The 16,915-nt window shown below is 54.9% G+C and carries 30 protein-coding genes; all 30 read right to left on the minus strand.

Annotated elements, in window-relative coordinates; translation table 11 throughout:
- A complete protein-coding gene (gene rpsD, locus HU715_RS22760; RefSeq protein WP_003176404.1) occupies positions 1–621 on the minus strand; it encodes a 30S ribosomal protein S4 in 621 nt (206 codons plus the stop codon).
- Between the two features lie 18 nt (positions 622–639).
- Positions 640–1,029 (minus strand): 30S ribosomal protein S11, encoded by a 390-nt coding sequence (rpsK, locus tag HU715_RS22765; protein ID WP_002555466.1) that lies wholly within the window; start codon positions 1,027–1,029, stop codon positions 640–642.
- Positions 1,030–1,059: 30 nt separating this feature from the next.
- Positions 1,060–1,416, minus strand: coding sequence for a 30S ribosomal protein S13 (gene rpsM / locus HU715_RS22770; protein ID WP_003194635.1), 357 nt, complete (start codon positions 1,414–1,416; stop codon positions 1,060–1,062).
- A 130-nt stretch (positions 1,417–1,546) separates the two neighbouring features.
- Entirely contained in the window at positions 1,547–1,663 is a 117-nt protein-coding gene (rpmJ, locus tag HU715_RS22775; RefSeq protein WP_002555468.1) for a 50S ribosomal protein L36, read from the minus strand.
- Positions 1,664–1,693: 30 nt separating this feature from the next.
- Positions 1,694–3,022 carry a preprotein translocase subunit SecY gene (gene secY / locus HU715_RS22780; RefSeq protein WP_018612224.1) on the minus strand — a complete coding sequence of 443 codons (1,329 nt, stop codon included), beginning with the start codon at positions 3,020–3,022 and terminating at the stop codon, positions 1,694–1,696.
- A complete protein-coding gene (rplO, locus tag HU715_RS22785) occupies positions 3,023–3,460 on the minus strand; it encodes a 50S ribosomal protein L15 (RefSeq protein WP_003186032.1) in 438 nt (145 codons plus the stop codon).
- Between the two features lie 3 nt (positions 3,461–3,463).
- Positions 3,464–3,640, minus strand: a complete 177-nt coding sequence (gene rpmD, locus HU715_RS22790; RefSeq protein ID WP_010438202.1) for a 50S ribosomal protein L30 — start codon at positions 3,638–3,640, stop codon at positions 3,464–3,466.
- Positions 3,641–3,642: 2 nt separating this feature from the next.
- The gene (gene rpsE / locus HU715_RS22795) at positions 3,643–4,143 is read right to left on the minus strand and encodes a 30S ribosomal protein S5 (RefSeq protein ID WP_003186035.1); all 501 of its coding nucleotides are present in this window, start codon (positions 4,141–4,143) and stop codon (positions 3,643–3,645) included.
- Positions 4,144–4,146: 3 nt separating this feature from the next.
- The gene (gene rplR, locus HU715_RS22800; RefSeq protein WP_003186037.1) at positions 4,147–4,497 is read right to left on the minus strand and encodes a 50S ribosomal protein L18; all 351 of its coding nucleotides are present in this window, start codon (positions 4,495–4,497) and stop codon (positions 4,147–4,149) included.
- Positions 4,498–4,507: 10 nt separating this feature from the next.
- Entirely contained in the window at positions 4,508–5,041 is a 534-nt protein-coding gene (gene rplF / locus HU715_RS22805) for a 50S ribosomal protein L6 (protein WP_003186039.1), read from the minus strand.
- Positions 5,042–5,053: 12 nt separating this feature from the next.
- Positions 5,054–5,446, minus strand: coding sequence for a 30S ribosomal protein S8 (gene rpsH, locus HU715_RS22810; RefSeq protein WP_003186040.1), 393 nt, complete (start codon positions 5,444–5,446; stop codon positions 5,054–5,056).
- 210 nt (positions 5,447–5,656) lie between these two features.
- A complete protein-coding gene (gene rpsN / locus HU715_RS22815; RefSeq protein ID WP_003186042.1) occupies positions 5,657–5,962 on the minus strand; it encodes a 30S ribosomal protein S14 in 306 nt (101 codons plus the stop codon).
- 13 nt (positions 5,963–5,975) lie between these two features.
- Positions 5,976–6,515, minus strand: coding sequence for a 50S ribosomal protein L5 (rplE, locus tag HU715_RS22820; RefSeq protein ID WP_003186044.1), 540 nt, complete (start codon positions 6,513–6,515; stop codon positions 5,976–5,978).
- Positions 6,516–6,535: 20 nt separating this feature from the next.
- Entirely contained in the window at positions 6,536–6,850 is a 315-nt protein-coding gene (gene rplX, locus HU715_RS22825) for a 50S ribosomal protein L24 (RefSeq protein ID WP_003186046.1), read from the minus strand.
- A gap of 11 nt (positions 6,851–6,861) precedes the next feature.
- Positions 6,862–7,230 (minus strand): 50S ribosomal protein L14, encoded by a 369-nt coding sequence (rplN, locus tag HU715_RS22830; RefSeq protein ID WP_002555479.1) that lies wholly within the window; start codon positions 7,228–7,230, stop codon positions 6,862–6,864.
- A gap of 23 nt (positions 7,231–7,253) precedes the next feature.
- Positions 7,254–7,520: a 30S ribosomal protein S17 gene (gene rpsQ / locus HU715_RS22835; RefSeq protein ID WP_003176419.1), complete on the minus strand. Its 267-nt coding sequence runs from the start codon at positions 7,518–7,520 to the stop codon at positions 7,254–7,256.
- A gap of 2 nt (positions 7,521–7,522) precedes the next feature.
- A complete protein-coding gene (gene rpmC, locus HU715_RS22840; RefSeq protein ID WP_002555481.1) occupies positions 7,523–7,714 on the minus strand; it encodes a 50S ribosomal protein L29 in 192 nt (63 codons plus the stop codon).
- Positions 7,714–8,127, minus strand: a complete 414-nt coding sequence (gene rplP / locus HU715_RS22845; RefSeq protein ID WP_003186052.1) for a 50S ribosomal protein L16 — start codon at positions 8,125–8,127, stop codon at positions 7,714–7,716. The genes rpmC and rplP overlap by 1 nt, the downstream gene beginning before the upstream one ends.
- A gap of 12 nt (positions 8,128–8,139) precedes the next feature.
- On the minus strand, positions 8,140–8,826 hold the full coding sequence (rpsC, locus tag HU715_RS22850) for a 30S ribosomal protein S3 (RefSeq protein WP_003176422.1): 687 nt from the start codon (positions 8,824–8,826) through the stop codon (positions 8,140–8,142).
- Positions 8,827–8,839: 13 nt separating this feature from the next.
- On the minus strand, positions 8,840–9,172 hold the full coding sequence (rplV, locus tag HU715_RS22855) for a 50S ribosomal protein L22 (RefSeq protein WP_003103908.1): 333 nt from the start codon (positions 9,170–9,172) through the stop codon (positions 8,840–8,842).
- Between the two features lie 11 nt (positions 9,173–9,183).
- Complete coding sequence (rpsS, locus tag HU715_RS22860; protein ID WP_002555486.1) at positions 9,184–9,459, minus strand: 30S ribosomal protein S19; 276 nt, start codon at positions 9,457–9,459, stop codon at positions 9,184–9,186.
- A gap of 16 nt (positions 9,460–9,475) precedes the next feature.
- Positions 9,476–10,300, minus strand: a complete 825-nt coding sequence (rplB, locus tag HU715_RS22865; protein WP_003186055.1) for a 50S ribosomal protein L2 — start codon at positions 10,298–10,300, stop codon at positions 9,476–9,478.
- 14 nt (positions 10,301–10,314) lie between these two features.
- On the minus strand, positions 10,315–10,614 hold the full coding sequence (rplW, locus tag HU715_RS22870) for a 50S ribosomal protein L23 (RefSeq protein ID WP_002555488.1): 300 nt from the start codon (positions 10,612–10,614) through the stop codon (positions 10,315–10,317).
- Entirely contained in the window at positions 10,611–11,213 is a 603-nt protein-coding gene (rplD, locus tag HU715_RS22875) for a 50S ribosomal protein L4 (RefSeq protein ID WP_003186057.1), read from the minus strand. The genes rplW and rplD overlap by 4 nt, the downstream gene beginning before the upstream one ends.
- 12 nt (positions 11,214–11,225) lie before the next feature.
- Positions 11,226–11,861: a 50S ribosomal protein L3 gene (gene rplC / locus HU715_RS22880; protein ID WP_003186059.1), complete on the minus strand. Its 636-nt coding sequence runs from the start codon at positions 11,859–11,861 to the stop codon at positions 11,226–11,228.
- An 80-nt stretch (positions 11,862–11,941) separates the two neighbouring features.
- Entirely contained in the window at positions 11,942–12,253 is a 312-nt protein-coding gene (rpsJ, locus tag HU715_RS22885) for a 30S ribosomal protein S10 (RefSeq protein WP_003186070.1), read from the minus strand.
- A 156-nt stretch (positions 12,254–12,409) separates the two neighbouring features.
- Positions 12,410–13,603: an elongation factor Tu gene (gene tuf, locus HU715_RS22890; protein WP_003186071.1), complete on the minus strand. Its 1,194-nt coding sequence runs from the start codon at positions 13,601–13,603 to the stop codon at positions 12,410–12,412.
- 30 nt (positions 13,604–13,633) lie between these two features.
- Positions 13,634–15,739, minus strand: a complete 2,106-nt coding sequence (fusA, locus tag HU715_RS22895) for an elongation factor G (protein ID WP_053125865.1) — start codon at positions 15,737–15,739, stop codon at positions 13,634–13,636.
- A 30-nt stretch (positions 15,740–15,769) separates the two neighbouring features.
- Positions 15,770–16,240 carry a 30S ribosomal protein S7 gene (gene rpsG / locus HU715_RS22900; protein WP_003186074.1) on the minus strand — a complete coding sequence of 157 codons (471 nt, stop codon included), beginning with the start codon at positions 16,238–16,240 and terminating at the stop codon, positions 15,770–15,772.
- Between the two features lie 102 nt (positions 16,241–16,342).
- Positions 16,343–16,714 (minus strand): 30S ribosomal protein S12, encoded by a 372-nt coding sequence (gene rpsL, locus HU715_RS22905; RefSeq protein ID WP_003186084.1) that lies wholly within the window; start codon positions 16,712–16,714, stop codon positions 16,343–16,345.
- Between the last annotated feature and the right edge of the window lie 201 nt (positions 16,715–16,915).

Here is a 16,915-nt window from a genome sequence, read left to right on the forward strand (position 1 = left end):
TTACTTGGAGTAGAGCTCGACAATCAGGCTTTCGTTGATGTCGGCGGACAGATCACTGCGAGCAGGAACGTTCTTGAAAACGCCCGACTTCTTCTCAGTGTCTACTTCTACCCATTCTACGCGGCCACGTTGGGCACACAGATCGAGAGCTTGGACAATGCGAAGTTGGTTCTTTGCTTTCTCGCGAACAGCAACCACGTCACCAGCACGAACCTGGTAGGACGGAACGTTTACGGTCTGACCGTTAACGCTGATCGACTTGTGCGATACCAGCTGACGGGATTCGGCACGAGTAGAACCGAAACCCATACGGTATACAACGTTGTCCAGACGGCATTCGAGCAGTTGCAACAGGTTTTCGCCGGTTGCGCCTTTCTTGCCAGCTGCTTCTTTGTAGTAGCCGCTGAATTGACGCTCGAGAACGCCGTAGATACGACGGACCTTCTGCTTTTCACGCAGTTGGGTGCCGTAGTCGGACTGGCGACCGCGGCGTTGGCCGTGGATACCAGGTGCTGCTTCAATGTTGCACTTCGATTCGATCGCGCGCACGCCGCTCTTCAGAAAAAGATCGGTGCCTTCGCGACGAGCGAGTTTGCATTTTGGACCAATGTAACGAGCCATTCTTTACAATCTCCTGGATTACACGCGGCGCTTCTTCGGCGGACGGCACCCGTTGTGCGGGATTGGCGTCACGTCGGTGATGCTGGCGATCTTGTAGCCACAGCCGTTCAAAGCGCGGACTGCGGATTCACGACCTGGACCTGGACCCTTGACGTTGACGTCGAGGTTTTTCAGGCCGTATTCCAGCGCAGCTTGACCAGCACGCTCAGCAGCTACTTGAGCAGCGAACGGGGTGGACTTGCGGGAACCGCGGAAACCCGAACCACCGGAGGTAGCCCAGGAAAGAGCGTTACCTTGACGGTCGGTAATGGTCACGATGGTGTTGTTAAAAGAAGCATGGATGTGGGCGATGCCATCAACCACTGTCTTTTTAACTTTTTTACGAGGACGAGCAGCAGGTTTTGCCATGATTAAATTCCTGTCGATTCGCTGGGGCGATTACTTGCGGATCGGCTTACGCGGACCTTTACGGGTACGCGCGTTGGTCTTGGTACGCTGACCGCGTACTGGCAGACCACGACGATGACGCAGACCGCGATAGCAACCGAGGTCCATCAAGCGCTTGATTTTCATGTTGATTTCGCGACGCAGGTCACCTTCAGTGGTGAACTTCGCCACTTCGCCACGCAGCTGTTCGATCTGCTCGTCGCTCAGATCTTTGATCTTTGCCGCTGGGTTGACCCCAGCCACTGCACAAATTTTCTGCGCAGTAGTGCGACCAACACCATAGATGTAGGTCAGCGAGATAACAGTATGCTTGTTATCTGGAATGTTGACGCCTGCAATACGGGCCATTCAGTGGGACTCCAATTGACAGCTACCTACGCCCCGGAAGCCAAGAAATAGGGCGCGAGATAATATCGCTGTAATAACAAATAATCAACCCGGCAGCGCACTAGCTGCCGGGCTTAAAGCACAATCACACTCAGCCTTGGCGCTGTTTGTGACGCGGTTCCGCGCTGCAAATTACCCGAACAACACCTTCGCGGCGAATAATCTTGCAGTTACGGCACAGCTTTTTCACCGATGCACGAACTTTCATCACCAACTCCTCGAACCTTATGGACGCTACTCAGCGCAACATGCCGCTGCCGTAGCCCTTCAGGTTGGCTTTCTTCATCAGGGATTCGTACTGGTGCGAAACGAGGTGCGATTGTACTTGGGACATGAAGTCCATCACAACCACGACCACGATCAGCAACGAGGTCCCGCCAAGGTAGAACGGTACGTTTGCCGCAACCACCAGGAACTGGGGAAGCAAGCAGACGGCCGTCATGTAAAGAGCACCGAACAAGGTCAAACGAGTCAGAACGCCATCAATGTAGCGCGCCGACTGCTCACCTGGACGGATGCCCGGAATAAAGGCACCGGACTTCTTCAGGTTTTCCGCTACGTCTTTCGGATTGAACATCAACGCCGTATAGAAGAAGCAGAAGAAAATAATCCCTGCACTAAACAGCAGAATATTCAACGGCTGACCAGGAGCGATCGACTGCGAGATGTCCTGCAACCAGCCCATACCTTCAGACTGGCCGAACCAGGCACCCAACGAAGCCGGGAACAGCAAGATGCTGCTCGCGAAAATAGCCGGGATAACGCCGGCCATGTTCACCTTCAACGGCAAGTGGCTGGTCTGCGCAGCAAACACCTTGCGGCCCTGCTGACGCTTGGCGTAGTGAACAGCAATACGACGCTGGCCACGCTCAATGAACACCACGAAACCGATAATCGCTACTGCCAGCAAACCGATGGCAACCAGGGCGAAGATGTTGATATCACCCTGACGCGCAGACTCGAAAGACTGCCCAATCGCTCTCGGAAGACCGGCGACGATACCTGCGAAGATCAACATCGAGATACCGTTGCCAACACCACGCTCAGTAATCTGCTCACCCAGCCACATCATGAACATCGCGCCCGCCACAAAAGTGGTTACCGCAACGAAATGGAAGCCAAAGTCACCAGTGAACGCTACGCCCTGCCCCGCCAAGCCGATGGACATGCCAACGGCCTGGACGAGAGCGAGGACGACAGTGAGGTAGCGGGTGTACTGGCTGATCTTGCGACGGCCAGCTTCACCTTCCTTCTTCAACTGCTCCAGCTGCGGGCTGACAGCGGACATCAGCTGCATGATGATCGATGCCGAGATGTACGGCATGATCCCCAGTGCAAAGATGCTCATCCGCTCCAGCGCGCCGCCGGAAAACATGTTGAACAAGCTAAGAATGGTCCCCTCATTCTGTCGAAACAGGTCCGCGAGTCGGTCCGGGTTGATACCTGGAACCGGGATGTGTGCGCCTATTCGGTAGACGATAATCGCCAGGAACAGAAAACGCAGACGAGCCCAGAGTTCAGACATACCGCCTTTGCCGAGCGCAGAGAGAGCACCTTGCTTAGCCATTTATTCCTCGAACTTGCCGCCAGCTGCTTCGATAGCCGCACGCGCACCTTTGGTGGCGCCGATTCCCTTTCCGATGGTGACAGCACGAGCAACTTCGCCCGACAGCATGATTTTCACACGCTGAACGTTCTGGTTGATCACGTTGGCATCCTTCAGGGACTGCACGGTGACGATGTCGCCGTCCACTTTGGCCAGCTCGGACAGACGCACTTCTGCGCGGTCCATGGCTTTCAGGGAAACGAAACCGAACTTCGGCAGACGACGATGCAGCGGCTGTTGACCGCCTTCAAAGCCTGGAGCAATGGTGCCACCGGAGCGGGAGGTCTGACCTTTGTGGCCACGGCCACCGGTCTTGCCCAAACCACTACCGATACCACGGCCCGGACGATGCTTTTCGCGACGGGAACCCGGCGCTGGACTCAGATCATTGAGTTTCATCGATTAACCCTCGACACGCAGCATGTAGTAAGCCTTGTTGATCATCCCGCGATTCTCGGGAGTATCCAGGACTTCTACAGTGTGACCGATGCGACGCAGACCCAAACCCTTAACACACAGTCTGTGGTTAGGGATGCGGCCGGTCATGCTTTTGATCAGCGTAACTTTTACGGTAGCCATGATCAGAAGATCTCCTTGACGCTTTTGCCACGCTTGGCGGCAATGGATTCAGGAGACTGCATTGCTTTCAAACCCTTGAAAGTGGCGTGAACCACGTTTACCGGGTTAGTCGAGCCGTAGCACTTGGCCAGAACGTTCTGAACGCCAGCAACCTCGAGGACAGCACGCATAGCGCCGCCAGCGATGATACCGGTACCTTCAGAAGCAGGCTGCATGTACACCTTCGAAGCGCCATGGGCGGACTTCATTGCGTACTGCAGAGTGGTGCCGTTCAGATCAACCTGGATCATGTTGCGGCGAGCAGCTTCCATTGCCTTCTGGATCGCAGCAGGCACTTCACGCGACTTGCCACGGCCGAAGCCAACACGGCCTTTACCATCACCCACTACGGTCAACGCAGTGAAAGTGAAGATACGGCCGCCTTTAACGGTTTTGGCTACGCGGTTAACTTGAACCAGCTTCTCGATGTAGCCTTCGTCGCGCTTTTGGTCGTTATTTGACATAACTTAGAACTCCAGCCCAGCTTCACGAGCAGCATCAGCCAGCGCCTTGACGCGGCCGTGGTACTTGAAGCCAGAGCGGTCGAAAGCCACCTGCGAGACGCCAGCGGCTTTAGCACGCGTAGCGACCAGCTGGCCAACCTTAGTGGCCGCGTCGATGTTGCCAGTGGCGCCATCACGCAGTTCTTTATCCAAAGTCGAGGCACTTGCCAGGACTTTGTTGCCGTCGGCCGAAATGACCTGGGCGTAGATGTGCTGCGACGAGCGGAACACGCAGAGACGCACGACTTCGAGTTCGTGCATTTTCAGGCGTGCTTTGCGAGCGCGACGCAGTCGAGTAACTTTTTTGTCGGTCATTTGCTATGCCCTACTTCTTCTTGGCTTCTTTACGACGGACGACTTCGTCCGCGTAGCGCACACCTTTGCCTTTGTACGGCTCTGGTGGACGGAAGTCGCGGATCTCGGCGGCCACTTGACCTACCAGCTGCTTGTCGATGCCCTTGATCAGGATATCGGTCTGGCTAGGAGTCTCAGCGGTGATGCCTTCCGGCAGTTCATAATCCACTGGGTGCGAGAAGCCAAGAGCCAGGTTCAGCACTGTGCCTTTTGCTTGCGCTTTGTAACCAACACCGACCAGCTGGAGCTTGCGCTCGAAGCCTTGGCTTACGCCTTGGACCATGTTGTTTACCAACGCACGAGTGGTACCAGCCATTGCGCGAGTCTGTTGATCGCCATTGCGAGCAGCGAAACGCAGCTCACCAGCTTCTTCAACGATCTCGACGGACGAATGGATGTTCAGTTGCAGAGTGCCCTTGGCACCCTTCACCGAAAGCTGTTGGCCTGCGAATTTGACTTCGACACCGGCTGGCAGCTTAACGGGGTTCTTAGCGACGCGTGACATGCTTATCCCCCCTTAGAACACAGTGCAAAGAACTTCGCCGCCGACACCGGCAGCGCGCGCAGCACGATCCGTCATCACACCCTTGTTGGTGGAGACGATAGACACACCGAGACCGCCACGAACTTTTGGCAGATCATCGACGGACTTGTACTGACGCAGGCCTGGACGGCTAACGCGCTTCACTTCCTCGATGACCGGACGGCCTTCGAAGTACTTCAGCTCGATGGACAGCAGAGGCTTGATTTCGCTGCTGATCTGATAACCCGCAATGTAACCTTCGTCCTTCAGGACTTTGGCAACAGCTACCTTCAACGTGGAAGATGGCATGCTTACGACGGACTTTTCAGCCATCTGGGCATTACGGATACGAGTTAGCATGTCCGCTAACGGGTCCTGCATACTCATGGGCTAGACGCTCCTAATACACAAAAAATTAGCCTTTCGGCTAGTACGTGTCGCCGAGCGCATCCGTGCAATAAAAACACGGGCTCAGGCGAGCCGGGTATTCTAGACACACCCCACAAATGAATCAAGCCCCAATAGGGGCTTGATTCAAGTTCAAGGTCACCGGCGGTCAGGATCTTGCGACCTCGAACGCCGTGACTTTGACAGTGCTTACCAGCTGGCTTTAACCAGACCTGGAACGTCACCACGCATTGCAGCTTGACGCAACATGTTACGGCCAAGGCCGAACTTGCGGTACACGCCGTGCGGACGACCAGTCAGGCGGCAGCGGTTACGCATGCGCGAGGCGCTTGCGTCACGTGGCTGCTTCTGCAGGGCTACGGTAGCTTCCCAACGCGCTTCTGGACTTGCGTTCAGATCAACGATGATAGCTTTCAGCGCTGCACGCTTGGTGGCGTACTTGGCAACGGTGAGCTGACGCTTCAGCTCACGGTTCTTCATGCTCTTCTTGGCCATTTTCCTACTCCAATCAGTTGCGGAACGGGAATTTGAAAGCGCGCAGCAGTGCGCGACCTTCATCATCCGTCCGAGCAGTGGTGGTCAGGGTAATGTCCAGACCGCGGAGAGCGTCGATCTTGTCGTAATCGATTTCCGGGAAAATGATCTGCTCTTTAACGCCCATGCTGTAGTTGCCACGACCATCGAAGGACTTGGCATTCAGGCCGCGGAAGTCGCGAACCCGAGGCAGGGAGATCGACAGCAGACGATCCAGGAACTCGTACATACGCTCACGGCGCAGGGTCACTTTGACGCCGATCGGCCAACCTTCACGGACTTTAAAGCCAGCGATGGATTTCCGAGCGTAAGTCACGACGACTTTCTGACCGGTGATCTTTTCCAGGTCAGCAACAGCGTGCTCGATGACTTTTTTGTCGCCGATCGCTTCGCCCAGACCCATGTTCAGGGTGATTTTGGTAACGCGCGGAACTTCCATCACGTTCGAAAGCTTAAGTTCTTCCTTAAGTTTCGGTGCGATTTCCTTCCGGTAAATCTCTTTTAGTCGTGCCATGGTCTTCTACCTAGCAGTGTTCAAGCATCAACCGCTTTTTGGGTCGACTTGAAGACACGAATTTTCTTACCGTCTTCTACTTTGAAACCAACGCGGTCAGCCTTGTTGGTTTCGCCGTTGAAGATGGCGACGTTGGAAGCGTGCAGTGGCGCTTCTTTCTCGACGATACCGCCCTGTACGCCCGACATCGGGTTAGGCTTGGTATGACGCTTGACCAGGTTCAGACCACCCACAACCAAACGGTTGTCAGCAAGAACCTTCAGCACCTTACCGCGCTTACCTTTGTCTTTGCCGGCGATCACGATGATCTCGTCGTCACGACGAATCTTTTGCATGTCGGATCTCCTTACAGCACTTCTGGGGCGAGCGAGACGATCTTCATGAACTTCTCAGTACGAAGTTCACGGGTCACTGGCCCAAAGATACGGGTGCCGATCGGCTCTTGCTTGTTGTTCAACAGAACAGCAGCGTTGCCATCAAAGCGGATGATGGAGCCGTCAGCACGACGAACGCCATGGCGAGTGCGGACTACAACAGCAGTCATCACTTGGCCTTTTTTCACCTTACCGCGAGGAATTGCTTCCTTGACGGTAACTTTGATGATGTCACCGATACCAGCGTAACGACGATGGGAGCCACCCAGCACCTTGATGCACATAACACGGCGAGCGCCGCTGTTATCGGCCACATCGAGCATGGATTGAGTCTGAATCATATAATTTCTCCGACCCCTAGTCCTTAGACTTCCACAGCGCGTTCGAGAACATCAACCAGCGCCCAAGACTTGGTCTTGGCCAAAGGACGAGTTTCACGAATAGTGACTTTGTCGCCGATGTGGCACTGATTGGTTTCGTCGTGCGCGTGCAGCTTAGTCGAACGCTTAACGTATTTACCGTAGATCGGGTGCTTAACGCGACGCTCGATCAGAACGGTGATGGTTTTGTCCATCTTGTCGCTGACAACACGGCCAGTCAGCGTACGGACAGTTTTTTCGGCTTCAGCCATGATTACTTACCTGCCTGCTGGTTGAGCACAGTTTTCACGCGAGCGATGTCACGCTTAACTTGCGAGAGCAGATGAGACTGCCCCAACTGGCCAGTTGCTTTCTGCATACGCAGATTGAACTGGTCGCGCAGCAGGCCGAGCAGTTGCTCGTTCAGCTGCTGTGCTGATTTTTCACGAAGTTCATTCGCTTTCATCACATCACCGTCCGTTTAACAAAGGAGGTGGCGAGCGGCAGCTTTGCAGCAGCCAGGGCGAAAGCCTCACGCGCCAGCTCTTCAGAAACACCCTCGATTTCATACAGGACTTTGCCTGGCTGAATCTGGGCAACCCAGTACTCCACGTTACCCTTACCTTTACCCATCCGAACTTCGAGTGGCTTCTTGGTGACAGGCTTGTCCGGGAATACACGGATCCAGATCTTGCCGCCACGTTTTACGTGACGGGTCAGAGCACGACGCGCTGACTCGATCTGACGAGCGGTGAGACGACCACGAGCAACAGACTTCAGCGCGAACTCGCCGAAGCTGACTTTGCTACCGCGCAATGCCAGGCCACGGTTGTGACCGGTCATCTGCTTGCGGAACTTCGTACGCTTTGGTTGCAACATTTGGCGTACCCCTTACTTAGCAGCTTTTTTACGAGGCGCTGGTGCTTGTGGTTTCAGTTCTTCTTGGCGACCACCAATTACTTCGCCTTTGAAGATCCAAACCTTTACACCGATCACACCGTAAGTGGTGTGAGCTTCGTAGTTGGCATAGTCGATGTCGGCACGCAGGGTGTGCAGTGGCACACGACCTTCGCGATACCATTCAGTACGTGCGATTTCAGCACCGCCGAGACGACCGCTCACTTGGATTTTGATGCCTTTGGCACCAATGCGCATTGCGTTCTGTACAGCGCGCTTCATAGCGCGACGGAACATGACGCGACGCTCCAGCTGCTGAGCTACGCTCTGCGCAACCAGCATACCGTCGAGCTCCGGCTTGCGGATCTCTTCGATATTGATGTGCACAGGCACACCCATTTGCTTGGTCAGGTCCTGACGCAGTTTCTCAACATCTTCACCTTTCTTCCCGATAACGATACCTGGACGAGCGGTGTGGATGGTGATACGTGCAGTCTGCGCCGGACGATGGATATCGATACGGCTTACGGACGCGCTTTTTAGTTTGTCTTGGAGATACTCACGCACCTTCAGATCAGCGAACAAGTAGTCCGCATAAGTCCGACCGTCTGCGTACCAGACGGAGGTGTGCTCCTTGACGATTCCCAGGCGAATGCCAATGGGATGTACTTTCTGACCCATCTCTTCGACTCCGTTACTTGTCAGCAACCTTGACAGTGATATGGCAAGACCGCTTGACGATGCGATCAGCACGGCCTTTGGCACGTGGCATGATGCGCTTCAGCGAACGCCCTTCGTTGACGAAAACGGTGCTGACCTTCAGGTCATCAACGTCTGCGCCTTCGTTATGCTCGGCGTTGGCTACGGCCGACTCCAGCACTTTCTTCATGATCTCGGCGGCTTTCTTACTGCTGAAAGCCAACAGGTTGAGCGCTTCGCCCACCTTCTTCCCGCGGATCTGGTCGGCGACCAAGCGGGCTTTCTGGGCGGAGATTCGAGCGCCCGACAACTTAGCGGCTACTTCCATTTCCTAACCCCTTAACGCTTGGCTTTCTTGTCTGCCACGTGCCCACGATAAGTGCGGGTACCGGCGAACTCGCCCAGTTTGTGGCCGACCATGTCTTCGTTAACGAGAACTGGGACGTGTTGACGACCGTTGTGTACTGCGATGGTCAGACCGACCATTTGTGGCAGGATCATCGAACGACGCGACCAGGTCTTAACTGGTTTGCGATCGTTCTTTTCCGCCGCCACTTCGATCTTCTTCAGTAGGTGAAGATCAATAAAAGGACCTTTTTTCAGAGAACGTGGCACTGTCGTATCCCTCTATTTACTTGCGACGACGGACGATCATTTTGTCGGTACGCTTATTACCACGAGTCTTCGCGCCCTTAGTCGGGAAGCCCCATGGCGATACCGGATGACGACCACCAGAGGTACGACCTTCACCACCACCATGTGGGTGGTCAACCGGGTTCATGGCAACACCACGAACGGTTGGGCGAACGCCACGCCAGCGCTTGGCACCAGCTTTACCCAACGAACGCAGGCTGTGCTCGGAGTTCGAGACTTCGCCCAGGGTCGCACGGCATTCAGCCAGTACTTTACGCATCTCACCAGAACGCAGACGCAGGGTCACGTAGACACCTTCACGAGCGATCAGCTGAGCCGAAGCACCAGCGGAACGAGCGATCTGTGCGCCTTTACCTGGCTTCAATTCGATGCCGTGTACGGTGCTACCAACTGGAATGTTACGCAGTTGCAGAGCGTTGCCCGGCTTGATCGGTGCCAGGGCACCTGCGATCAGCTGGTCGCCAGCGCTCACGCCTTTAGGGGCGATGATGTAGCGACGCTCGCCATCTGCGTACAGCAGCAGAGCGATGTGAGCAGTACGGTTTGGATCGTATTCGATACGCTCGACGGTGGCAGCGATGCCATCCTTGTCGTTGCGACGGAAGTCGACCAGACGATAATGCTGCTTATGACCACCACCGATGTGACGCGTGGTAATACGGCCATTGTTGTTACGACCACCAGACTTCGATTTTTTCTCGAGCAGCGGTGCGTGAGGAGCGCCTTTATGCAGCTCCTGGTTGACCACCTTGACCACAAAACGGCGGCCAGGGGAAGTCGGTTTGCATTTAACGATTGCCATGATGCACCCCTTCCTTACTCAGCACTGCTGCTGAAATCGAGATCTTGGCCTGGCTGAAGGGAGATAACTGCCTTCTTCCAGTCATTACGCTTGCCCAGACCGCGAGCAGTGCGCTTGCTTTTACCCAGTACGTTCAGGGTAGTCACGCGCTCTACTTTCACGCTGAACAAGCTTTCGACGGCCTTCTTGATTTCCAGCTTGGTTGCGTCAGTCGCAACCTTGAAAACGAACTGGCCTTTCTTGTCTGCCAGAACCGTAGCCTTCTCGGAAACGTGCGGGCCAAGCAGAACTTTAAATACGCGTTCCTGGTTCATCCCAGCAGCTCCTCGAATTTCTTCACGGCCGACACGGTGATCAACACCTTGTCGTATGCGATCAGACTGACCGGATCGGAACCTTGAACGTCACGAACATCGACGTGCGGCAGGTTGCGAGCAGCCAGGTACAGGTTCTGATCAACAGCGTCAGACACGATCAGGACGTCAGTCAGGCCCATGCCGTTCAGCTTGTTCAGCAGATCTTTGGTTTTCGGTGCTTCAACAGCGAAGTCCTGAACCACGACCAGACGATCAGTACGCACCAGCTCAGCAAGGATGGAACGCATTGCTGCGCGATACATCTTCTTGTTCAGCTTTTGGGAGTGATCCTGAGGACGAGCTGCGAAAGTGGTACCGCCGCCACGCCAGATTGGGCTACGGATAGTACCGGCACGAGCACGGCCAGTACCTTTCTGACGCCATGGGCGCTTACCGCCACCAGAAACGTCGGAACGGGTCTTTTGCTGCTTGCTACCTTGACGGCCGCCAGCCATGTAGGCCACGACTGCTTGGTGAACCAGCGTCTCGTTGAATTCGCCGCCAAATGTCAGTTCGGAAACTTCGATCGCTTGAGCGTCATTTACATTTAATTGCATGTCAGCTTCCCCTTAACCGCGAGCCTTGGCTGCTGGACGTACAACCAAGTTGCCGCCAGTAGCGCCAGGAACAGCGCCCTTGACCAACAACAGATTGCGTTCAGCGTCCACGCGCACTACTTCGAGGGACTGCACGGTCACGCGCTCAGCGCCCATATGACCGGACATTTTTTTGCCCTTGAATACACGACCAGGAGTCTGGCACTGGCCGATAGAGCCTGGAACGCGGTGGGATACGGAGTTACCGTGGGTGTTATCTTGCCCGCGGAAGTTCCAACGCTTGATCGTACCCTGGAAGCCTTTACCCTTGGACTGACCGGTTACATCAACCAGTTGACCAGCGGCGAAGATTTCAGCGTTGATCAGATCGCCGGCCTGGTACTCGCCTTCTTCAAGGCGGAATTCCATTACGGTACGACCAGCGGCAACGTTCGCCTTGGCGAAGTGGCCAGCCTGAGCTGCTGTTACACGCGAAGCGCGACGCTCGCCGACAGTGACTTGCACTGCACGATAGCCATCGGTCTCTTCAGTTTTGAACTGGGTGACGCGATTCGGCTCGATCTCAATGACCGTGACCGGAATGGAGACACCTTCTTCGGTGAAAATACGGGTCATACCGCATTTACGACCGACTACACCAATAGTCATGTTGTAAACCTCATGAGTGTACGGGGCTTTCACCCGCTATGGCCGCCCATTTCAGAGCGTTACACGACTAAGACCGAGTCTTAGCCGAGGCTGATCTGCACTTCCACACCGGCCGCAAGATCAAGCTTCATAAGTGCATCAACGGTTTTATCCGTTGGCTGGACGATGTCCAGAACGCGCTTATGAGTACGGATCTCGTACTGGTCACGCGCGTCTTTGTTGACGTGCGGGGAGACCAGAACGGTGAACCGCTCTTTACGGGTAGGCAGTGGAATTGGACCACGCACTTGAGCACCAGTACGTTTCGCGGTTTCCACGATTTCCTGGGTGGATTGGTCGATCAGGCGATGGTCGAAAGCCTTCAACCTGATACGGATTTGCTGATTTTGCATTGGATTTCAGACTCCGGCTGCTATTCCCACCGAGCGCAATACGCCCGTTAAAAGGAGGCGCAATTCTATAGACGCCCCATATAGGTGTCAACCCAATAAAAAAGCCCCCGCTGGGCGGGGGCTTTCTCAACTCATCGAAGCTGACTCAAAAAGAGCTTACTCGATGATTTTGGCTACGACGCCAGCGCCGACGGTACGACCGCCTTCACGGATAGCGAAACGCAGACCGTCTTCCATTGCGATGGTCTTGATCAGGGTGACAACCATTTTGATGTTGTCGCCTGGCATTACCATTTCAACGCCTTCCGGCAGTTCGCAGTTACCGGTCACGTCAGTGGTCCGGAAGTAGAACTGTGGACGGTAGCCTTTGAAGAACGGAGTGTGACGACCGCCTTCTTCTTTGCTCAGAACGTACACTTCAGCTTCGAACTTGGTGTGCGGCTTGACCGAACCCGGCTTAACCAGAACCTGGCCACGCTCAACGTCGTCACGCTTGGTACCACGCAGCAGAACGCCGCAGTTCTCGCCAGCACGACCTTCGTCGAGCAGCTTACGGAACATTTCAACACCGGTGCAGGTGGTGACGGTGGTGTCACGCAGACCTACGATTTCCAGTGGATCCTGAACCTTGACGATACCGCGCTCGATACGACCAGTCACAACAGTACCGCGACCGGAGATCGAGAATACGTCTTCGATTGGCATCAGGAACGGCTTGTCGATAACACGAACTGGCTCTGGGATGTAGCTGTCCAGAGTTTCTACCAGACGCTTGACAGCGGTGGTACCCATTTCGTTGTCGTCTTGGCCGTTCAGAGCCATCAGAGCCGAACCGATGATGATTGGAGTGTCATCACCTGGGAAGTCGTAAGTGCTCAGCAGGTCGCGCACTTCCATCTCAACCAGTTCCAGCAGCTCAGCGTCGTCAACCATGTCAGCCTTGTTCAGGAAGACAACGATGTACGGAACGCCTACCTGACGGGACAGCAGGATGTGCTCACGAGTTTGCGGCATCGGACCATCAGCGGCCGAGCAAACCAGGATCGCGCCGTCCATCTGGGCAGCACCGGTGATCATGTTCTTCACGTAGTCAGCGTGACCTGGGCAGTCAACGTGAGCGTAGTGACGAATCGAAGAGTTGTACTCAACGTGCGCGGTGTTGATGGTGATACCACGAGCCTTCTCTTCCGGAGCGCTGTCGATTTTGTCGAAAGCAACAACGGCCGAACCGAAAACTTCGGAGCAGACGCGAGTCAGAGCAGCAGTCAGAGTGGTTTTACCGTGGTCAACGTGACCAATGGTGCCAACGTTGACGTGCGGTAGGGAACGATCAAATTTTTCTTTAGCCACGACAATTAACTCCTTGCCTAAAGGGCTGAATCAGCCTTGCTTTTTAGTAACAGTCTCGACGATGTGCGACGGAGCTGTATTGTATTTTTTGAATTCCATAGAGTAGCTTGCGCGACCCTGAGACATGGAACGAACGTCGGTCGCATAACCGAACATTTCACCCAACGGAACCTCGGCACGAATGACCTTGCCGGAAACCGTATCTTCCATACCCAGAATCATGCCACGACGACGGTTAAGGTCGCCCATGACATCACCCATGTAGTCTTCAGGCGTAACGACTTCTACTGCCATGATCGGCTCGAGCAACTCACCACCGCCCTTCTGGGCCAGTTGCTTGGTTGCCATGGAAGCAGCCACCTTGAACGCCATCTCGTTGGAGTCGACGTCGTGGTAAGAACCATCAAACACAGTTGCCTTCAGGCCGATCAGCGGATAACCGGCAACAACGCCGTTCTTCATCTGCTCTTCGATACCCTTCTGGATCGCCGGGATGTATTCCTTAGGAACCACACCACCTACGACTTCGTTCACGAATTGCAGACCTTCCTGACCTTCGTCAGCCGGTGCAAAACGAATCCAGCAGTGACCGAACTGGCCACGACCGCCGGACTGGCGAACGAACTTGCCTTCGATTTCACAGTTCTTCGTGATGCGCTCACGATAGGAAACCTGAGGCTTACCGATGTTGGCTTCGACGTTGAACTCACGGCGCATCCGGTCAACCAGGATGTCCAGGTGCAACTCGCCCATGCCGGAGATGATCGTTTGACCAGTCTCTTCATCAGTCTTGACGCGGAAAGACGGGTCTTCCTGAGCGAGCTTGCCCAGAGCGATACCCATTTTTTCCTGGTCGTCCTTGGTCTTAGGCTCAACGGCAACCGAAATAACCGGCTCCGGGAAGTCCATGCGAACCAGGATGATTGGCTTGTCAGCGTTGCACAAGGTTTCACCGGTGGTGACGTCCTTCATGCCGATCAAGGCCGCGATGTCGCCAGCGCGTACTTCCTTGATTTCTTCACGGGCGTTTGCGTGCATTTGCACCATACGACCCACGCGCTCTTTCTTGCCTTTTACCGAGTTGATCACGCCGTCGCCGGAGGCCAACACGCCCGAGTAAACTCGAACAAAGGTCAAGGTACCCACGAATGGGTCGGTAGCGATCTTGAACGCCAACGCCGCGAAAGGCTCGTCATCACTTGCGTGACGCTCCATTTCCTCTTCCTCGTTATCCGGGTTGGAACCCTTGATAGCAGGAATGTCGGTTGGAGCCGGCAGGAAGTCGATAACGGCGTCGAGAACCAGGGGAACACCCTTGTTCTTGAAGGAAGAACCGCAAACAGCCAGAACGATCTCACCAGCGATGGTACGCTGACGCAGAGCGGCCTTGATTTCCTCGTTGGTGAGCTCTTCACCCTCAAGGTACTTGTTCATCAGCTCTTCATTGGCTTCGGCCGCAGCCTCAACCATGTTGCCGCGCCACTTCTCAGCTTCTTCCAGCAATTCAGCAGGAATGTCCTTGCGAACAGGAACCATGCCTTTGTCGGAATCGTTCCAGTAGACAGCTTGCATGTTGATCAGATCGATCTGACCCTGGAAGTTGTCTTCGGAACCGATAGCCAACTGGATCGGCACCGGAGTGTGACCCAGACGCTGCTTGATCTGAGCGATCACGCGCAGGAAGTTGGCACCAGCACGGTCCATCTTGTTTACGTAAACAAGACGTGGAACGCCGTATTTGTTGGCCTGACGCCATACGGTTTCCGACTGAGGCTCAACACCCGAAGTACCACAGAACACAACGACAGCGCCGTCGAGTACGCGCAGGGAACGCTCAACTTCAATGGTGAAGTCTACGTGGCCTGGGGTATCGATAACGTTGAAGCGGTGCTCGTGCGGGTACTGCTTCTCGGAACCTTTCCAGAAGGCGGTGATAGCAGCAGAAGTAATGGTAATACCACGCTCCTGCTCCTGCACCATCCAGTCTGTGGTCGCGGCGCCGTCATGCACCTCGCCCATTTTGTGACTTTTGCCGGTGTAAAAAAGGACGCGCTCGGTGGTGGTGGTTTTACCAGCATCCACGTGAGCAACGATACCGATGTTACGGTAGCGGTTAATCGGTGTAGTACGAGCCATAAAGCCCTCGCAAATTGAGTGACGCTAAAATTAGAAGCGGTAGTGCGAGAAAGCCTTGTTGGCTTCAGCCATACGGTGCACGTCTTCACGCTTCTTAACTGCAGCACCTTTACCTTCAGCAGCGTCCAACAGTTCACCAGCCAAACGCAGGGCCATGGACTTCTCACCGCGCTTGCGAGCGAAGTCTACCAGCCAGCGCATTGCCAGGGCGTTACGACGGGACGGACGAACTTCGACCGGAACCTGGTAAGTAGCACCGCCTACACGGCGCGACTTCACTTCGACCAGCGGAGCGATGGCGTCGAGAGCTTTCTCGAAGATTTCCAGGGGATCGCTGTTCTTGCGTTCCTTAACTTTGTCCAGTGCGCCATAAACGATACGCTCGGCCACGGCTTTCTTGCCGCTTTCCATTACGTGGTTCATGAACTTGGCGAGAATCTGGCTTCCGTATTTCGGATCGTCCAGAATCTCACGTTTGGCTGCTACGCGACGTCTTGGCATTGATAAGCCCTCAAACGGTCTTCAGGTTAGCCCGGGACAGCAGATGCGTGCCCGACCTTACTCTTATCGACTCAATAAAATTAAAAACTGCAAAACGGCCGATTATTTCGGACGCTTGGTACCGTACTTCGAACGACCTTGGTTACGACCTTTAACGCCGGAAGTATCCAAAGAGCCGCGAACGGTGTGGTAACGAACACCTGGCAAGTCTTTTACACGACCGCCGCGGATCAGGACCACGCTGTGCTCTTGCAGGTTGTGGCCTTCACCGCCGATGTACGAGGAAACCTCGAAACCGTTGGTCAGACGCACACGGCATACTTTACGCAGTGCCGAGTTAGGTTTTTTCGGCGTGGTGGTATACACACGGGTGCATACGCCACGACGTTGCGGGCAGTTCTGCAGCGCAGGCACGTCGGATTTCTCGACGATACGCTTACGCGGCTGACGTACCAGCTGGTTGATAGTTGCCATCTACTAGCTCCACTGTTGTCTTGCGACGCTATTGTCTTACAAGAAAAGCAAAATGGCAGGAACGAATTCCCGCCAAATTTAGGGGATCAAGAGTCTAAAGAGGATCTTGTCCCCAGTCAAGGCAAGGCCCCGACCTCCCCGCCCGCCGGATCTCGACAATTTGTCTCGATCCGCCGAACGGGGCGACCAGGGCCAGGCACT

Origin of the sequence: Pseudomonas zanjanensis, assembly GCF_014268745.2 — a bacterium.
GTDB lineage: Bacteria > Pseudomonadota > Gammaproteobacteria > Pseudomonadales > Pseudomonadaceae > Aquipseudomonas > Aquipseudomonas zanjanensis.

Excerpts from the sequence above, each read along its gene's own strand:
- rpsD (WP_003176404.1), bottom strand. The coding sequence starts at position 621 with ATGGCTCGTTACATTGGTCCAAAATGCAAACTCGCTCGTCGCGAAGGC.
- rpsK (WP_002555466.1), bottom strand. The coding sequence starts at position 1,029 with ATGGCAAAACCTGCTGCTCGTCCTCGTAAAAAAGTTAAAAAGACAGTG.
- rpsM (WP_003194635.1), bottom strand. The coding sequence starts at position 1,416 with ATGGCCCGTATTGCAGGCGTCAACATTCCAGATAACAAGCATACTGTT.
- rpmJ (WP_002555468.1), bottom strand. The coding sequence starts at position 1,663 with ATGAAAGTTCGTGCATCGGTGAAAAAGCTGTGCCGTAACTGCAAGATT.
- secY (WP_018612224.1), bottom strand. The coding sequence starts at position 3,022 with ATGGCTAAGCAAGGTGCTCTCTCTGCGCTCGGCAAAGGCGGTATGTCT.
- rplO (WP_003186032.1), bottom strand. The coding sequence starts at position 3,460 with ATGAAACTCAATGATCTGAGTCCAGCGCCGGGTTCCCGTCGCGAAAAG.
- rpmD (WP_010438202.1), bottom strand. The coding sequence starts at position 3,640 with ATGGCTACCGTAAAAGTTACGCTGATCAAAAGCATGACCGGCCGCATC.
- rpsE (WP_003186035.1), bottom strand. The coding sequence starts at position 4,143 with ATGTCAAATAACGACCAAAAGCGCGACGAAGGCTACATCGAGAAGCTG.
- rplR (WP_003186037.1), bottom strand. The coding sequence starts at position 4,497 with ATGACCGACAAAAAAGTTACTCGACTGCGTCGCGCTCGCAAAGCACGC.
- rplF (WP_003186039.1), bottom strand. The coding sequence starts at position 5,041 with ATGTCACGCGTCGCTAAGAACCCCGTTAAGCTGCCAGCCGGTGTCGAA.
- rpsH (WP_003186040.1), bottom strand. The coding sequence starts at position 5,446 with ATGAGTATGCAGGACCCGTTAGCGGACATGCTAACTCGTATCCGTAAT.
- rpsN (WP_003186042.1), bottom strand. The coding sequence starts at position 5,962 with ATGGCCAAGAAGAGCATGAAGAACCGTGAGCTGAAGCGTCAGCTCACC.
- rplE (WP_003186044.1), bottom strand. The coding sequence starts at position 6,515 with ATGGCACGACTAAAAGAGATTTACCGGAAGGAAATCGCACCGAAACTT.
- rplX (WP_003186046.1), bottom strand. The coding sequence starts at position 6,850 with ATGCAAAAGATTCGTCGTGACGACGAGATCATCGTGATCGCCGGCAAA.
- rplN (WP_002555479.1), bottom strand. The coding sequence starts at position 7,230 with ATGATTCAGACTCAATCCATGCTCGATGTGGCCGATAACAGCGGCGCT.
- rpsQ (WP_003176419.1), bottom strand. The coding sequence starts at position 7,520 with ATGGCTGAAGCCGAAAAAACTGTCCGTACGCTGACTGGCCGTGTTGTC.
- rpmC (WP_002555481.1), bottom strand. The coding sequence starts at position 7,714 with ATGAAAGCGAATGAACTTCGTGAAAAATCAGCACAGCAGCTGAACGAG.
- rplP (WP_003186052.1), bottom strand. The coding sequence starts at position 8,127 with ATGTTGCAACCAAAGCGTACGAAGTTCCGCAAGCAGATGACCGGTCAC.
- rpsC (WP_003176422.1), bottom strand. The coding sequence starts at position 8,826 with ATGGGTCAGAAAGTACATCCCATTGGCATTCGCCTGGGAATCGTCAAG.
- rplV (WP_003103908.1), bottom strand. The coding sequence starts at position 9,172 with ATGGAAGTAGCCGCTAAGTTGTCGGGCGCTCGAATCTCCGCCCAGAAA.
- rplB (WP_003186055.1), bottom strand. The coding sequence starts at position 10,300 with ATGGCAATCGTTAAATGCAAACCGACTTCCCCTGGCCGCCGTTTTGTG.
- rplW (WP_002555488.1), bottom strand. The coding sequence starts at position 10,614 with ATGAACCAGGAACGCGTATTTAAAGTTCTGCTTGGCCCGCACGTTTCC.
- rplD (WP_003186057.1), bottom strand. The coding sequence starts at position 11,213 with ATGCAATTAAATGTAAATGACGCTCAAGCGATCGAAGTTTCCGAACTG.
- rplC (WP_003186059.1), bottom strand. The coding sequence starts at position 11,861 with ATGACTATTGGTGTAGTCGGTCGTAAATGCGGTATGACCCGTATTTTC.
- rpsJ (WP_003186070.1), bottom strand. The coding sequence starts at position 12,253 with ATGCAAAATCAGCAAATCCGTATCAGGTTGAAGGCTTTCGACCATCGC.
- fusA (WP_053125865.1), bottom strand. The coding sequence starts at position 15,739 with ATGGCTCGTACTACACCGATTAACCGCTACCGTAACATCGGTATCGTT.
- rpsG (WP_003186074.1), bottom strand. The coding sequence starts at position 16,240 with ATGCCAAGACGTCGCGTAGCAGCCAAACGTGAGATTCTGGACGATCCG.
- rpsL (WP_003186084.1), bottom strand. The coding sequence starts at position 16,714 with ATGGCAACTATCAACCAGCTGGTACGTCAGCCGCGTAAGCGTATCGTC.